At 78.3% G+C, this 3,305-nt stretch carries 4 protein-coding genes; 2 read left to right on the top strand and 2 right to left on the bottom strand.

What is annotated here, in order from left to right:
* Positions 1-2 precede the first annotated feature (2 nt).
* Both GTR00_RS17395 and GTR00_RS26005 read left to right on the top strand, forming a co-directional pair.
* On the top strand, positions 3-845 hold the full coding sequence (locus tag GTR00_RS17395; RefSeq protein WP_166612841.1) for an alpha/beta fold hydrolase: 843 nt from the start codon (positions 3-5) through the stop codon (positions 843-845).
* 58 nt (positions 846-903) lie between these two features.
* A complete protein-coding gene (locus GTR00_RS26005) occupies positions 904-1,719 on the top strand; it encodes a FadR/GntR family transcriptional regulator (RefSeq protein ID WP_323132570.1) in 816 nt (271 codons plus the stop codon).
* Between the two features lie 27 nt (positions 1,720-1,746).
* On the opposite strand, the gene GTR00_RS17385 is transcribed toward GTR00_RS26005, so the two are convergent.
* Both GTR00_RS17385 and GTR00_RS17380 read right to left on the bottom strand, forming a co-directional pair.
* Positions 1,747-2,766 (bottom strand): serine hydrolase domain-containing protein, encoded by a 1,020-nt coding sequence (locus tag GTR00_RS17385; RefSeq protein ID WP_166612840.1) that lies wholly within the window; start codon positions 2,764-2,766, stop codon positions 1,747-1,749.
* The gene (locus GTR00_RS17380) at positions 2,763-3,278 is read right to left on the bottom strand and encodes a GNAT family N-acetyltransferase (protein ID WP_166612839.1); all 516 of its coding nucleotides are present in this window, start codon (positions 3,276-3,278) and stop codon (positions 2,763-2,765) included. Before GTR00_RS17380 ends, GTR00_RS17385 begins: the two co-directional genes overlap by 4 nt.
* Positions 3,279-3,305: the final 27 nt, after the last annotated feature.

The following is a 3,305-nucleotide window of genomic DNA, read 5'->3' as shown; positions in this document are numbered from 1 at the left end:
GTCTGGTCATCACCACGTACCGCTGGGCCGACGTGCCCGGCGAACCGGTGGGGGTGGTGCAGGTCGCGCACGGCCTGGCCGAGCACGGGCGCCGCTACGCCCGCCTGGCCGCGGCCCTGAACGCCGCGGGGTTCGTCGTCTCCGCGAACGACCACCGCGGGCACGGCTCCTCCACCGGCGGTGGCGTGCCGCTGGGCGGGTTCGGCGAGGCGGGTTTCGCGGGTCTCACCGCGGACGTCGCCCGGCACGGCGAGCTGCTGGGCGAGGAGTTCCCCGGCCTGCCGGTGTTCCTGCTCGCGCACTCGCTGGGGTCGATGGCGGCGCAGAACATCCTGCTGGAGCACCCGGACCTGTACGCGGGCGTCGTGTTGAGCGGGTGCACCGCGCTGGACGGGCTCGTCGACGTGGTGCGCTCGCTGCCGGCCGACCAGCCGGGCCTGGCGGCCTTCAACGCCCCCTTCGAGCACCGCACCGGGTTCGAGCGGCTCAGCCGCGACGCCGCCGAGGTCGACGCCTACGTGGCCGACCCGCTGTGCGGCTTCGAGACCGACGAGGCGATCCTCGCCGGCGCCCTGGCCACCGCCGCCGCCACCGCCGACCCCGCCCGCCCGGCCGCGATCGGCCCCGACCTGCCCGTGCTCGTCGTCAGCGGCGCCGACGACCCCGTCGGCGGCACGGGCGGCGAGCTGCTGGTGCGCCTGGCGGAGCGCTACCGCACCGCGGGCCTGCGCGACGTGGGGCTGGAGCTGTTCCCGGGCGCGCGGCACGAGGTGTTCAACGAGACGAACCGCGAGGAGGTCACCGCCCTGGTCGCGGCCTGGCTGCGCGAGCGGGCCGGCGCCTGAGGGCGGCCCGCACGCACCCGCCCGGACGCACCCGCCCCGCAGTCGTCAGACGACTAGGGTGGCGGGTCACCCGGAGGTGGACCCGGAGGTGGACCCGGAGGCGGACCCGGAGGTGGACGTGCCGAGCGAGCAGCCCGACGGCCGGGGCGCCCCGTCGCAGACCGACGTGGTCGTCGAGGGCATCAAGAAGATGATCTTCGAGGGGACCCTCGGGCCCGGGCAGCGCCTGCCGGTGGAGGCGGACCTGGCGCGCGCCCTCGGCGTCTCGCGCGGCCCGCTGCGCGAGGGGGTGCGGGCGCTGTCGCACCTGGGGGTCCTGGAGACCCGGCAGGGGGCCGGCACGTACGTCACCGCGCTGGACCCCTCGCTGCTGCTCGCGCCCATGTCCTTCCTCGTGGACCTGCACCACGCCGGCGGCGCGCGCGCCCTGCACTCCGTGCGCCGCCTGCTGGAGACCGAGGCCGCCGCGCTGGCGGCCCGCTGCATCGACGACGAGGCCCTGGCGGCCGCGCAGGAGGCGCTGGACGCCATGGCCGCGCCGGGCGGGGTGGAGCCGCGGGAGTTCGTCGACGCCGACATCCGCTTCCACCAGGTCGTCGCGCAGGCCTCGGGCAACCCCGTGCTGGCCGCGCTCGTGCAGGCGTTCGCCGGCCGCACGGTCCGGGCGCGGGTGTGGCGCGCCCTCACCGACGAGGGCGCCACCGCCCGCACGCTGGAGGAGCACCGCGCGGTGCTGGAGGCGCTGCGCGCGCACGACCCGGACCGCGCCCGGCTGCGGATGGGCCACCACCTGCTCGCGGTGGAGGACTTCCTCGCGGGCGCGGAGGAACCCCCGGCGGAGGGGCCCCCGGCGGAGGAGCGGCCTGCGCGGTGACCGGCGGGCGCCGTCGGGCCCTGCGGGTCAGGGCCGCAGGGCCCGCCCGAGCGCGGCGTCGATGCCGGGGACCTCGTCGTTGGACAGGACGACCACGTCGGTGTCGCTGCCGAGCGGGTGCGCCAGCAGCGAGCGGTAGCCGGGGTTGTCGCCGGGGACGAACCACGCCGGACGCCCGAGGACGTGCCCGAGGAAGGTGCCGTAGCCGTAGGCGGTGGCCGTGGTGGGTCCCGGACCGGGCGCCGGCGGTGCGGGCAGCCGGACGTGGGGCGTCCACAGCGACGCCGCGGCGGCCGGGTCGAGCAGCCGCCCGGTGCGCAGGGCGCGGCTGTAGCGCAGCAGGTCCCCGGCCGTGGTCCACAGGTCCCCGCTGCCGGTGATCCGCGTCCACCCGGCGTCCACGTGCACGCGCCGACCGGCGCGGTGGCCGGCGGCGGCGTCGGTCCACCCCGCGGGGAAGCGGCCGGAGGTGGTGGAGGTCATCCCCGCGGGTCCGAGGACGAACTCGGCCGCGAGGTCGCGGTAGCGCCGGCCGCCGGCGGCCTCCAGGACGTCGGCGGCCAGGAAGGAGCCGGGGCCGCTGTAGCGCCACGCCGTCCCCGCGGGGGTGAGCAGCCCCGCCCCGGCGACCAGGGCGCGCAGCGCGTCGGGCGCGGGCGGGTCCACCGGGTGCGGGGGCCGTCCGCCCGGTGCCGGCCCGGGCAGGTCGGCCCAGTGGCCGGTGCCCGAGGTGTGGCTGAGCAGGTGGTGCAGGGTGACGTCGTCGAAGGTCGGCGGCAGGTGCGGCAGCCACCGGGTGATCGGCCGGTCCAGCCGCAGCCGGTCGCGCTGCTGCAGCGCCAGGGCGACGACGGAGAGGATCTGCTTGCTGACGGAGGAGGCCTGGAACCGCAGGTGGGGCCCGCAGGGCGTGCTGCCCGGCCCGTCGGCGGAGCCGCTGGACTCCTCGTGCACGACGCGGCCGTGCTCGGCGACCACGGCCGTCCCCGACCAGGGCGCGGCCGGGGCCGGCCGGTCTCCCGCCACGCCGTGCGGGACGGCTCTCACGGCGTGCCCCCCTCCCCGGAGGCGACCTCGTAGACGATCTCCAGGCCGTCCTCCTCGTCCCACTGCTCGCCGACCGGCACGAAGCCGTGCTGGACGGCGAGGTCCCGGGAGGCGGTGTTGGCCGGGGAGATGCTGACGCGCACCGTGCGGACCGCCGGCTCGCGCGCGGCGCGGCGCAGCAGCGACTCCAGGGCGGCGCGGGCGTAGCCGCGGCGGCGGTGCTCGGGGTCGACGGCGTAGCCGACCTCCACCGTGCCGCGCTCGTCCGGGGGCCCGTGGTAGCCGGCCCTGCCCACGGCCAGCCGCAGGTCCTCGTCCCAGACGACGCCGGTGACCCACGCGGCGCTGGCGGGGTCGCGCAGCACCTGCTCGTGGCGCATCCGCCACACCCCGCGCCAGTCCGGGCCGGCGAAGTGCGCGGTCAGCGGCACGGGGCTGAGGGCGTTGGCGGCGCTCAGGTCGCCGGCGGCCAGCGCGGCGAAGACGGGGCCGTCGAGGTGCGCGACGCGCACGCGCGGGCGCGGGGAGGGGCCGGGCGG

The organism is Kineococcus indalonis, assembly GCF_009906395.1.
Lineage (GTDB): Bacteria > Actinomycetota > Actinomycetes > Actinomycetales > Kineococcaceae > Kineococcus > Kineococcus indalonis.
This window is presented reverse-complemented; position numbering and strand designations above follow the sequence as displayed.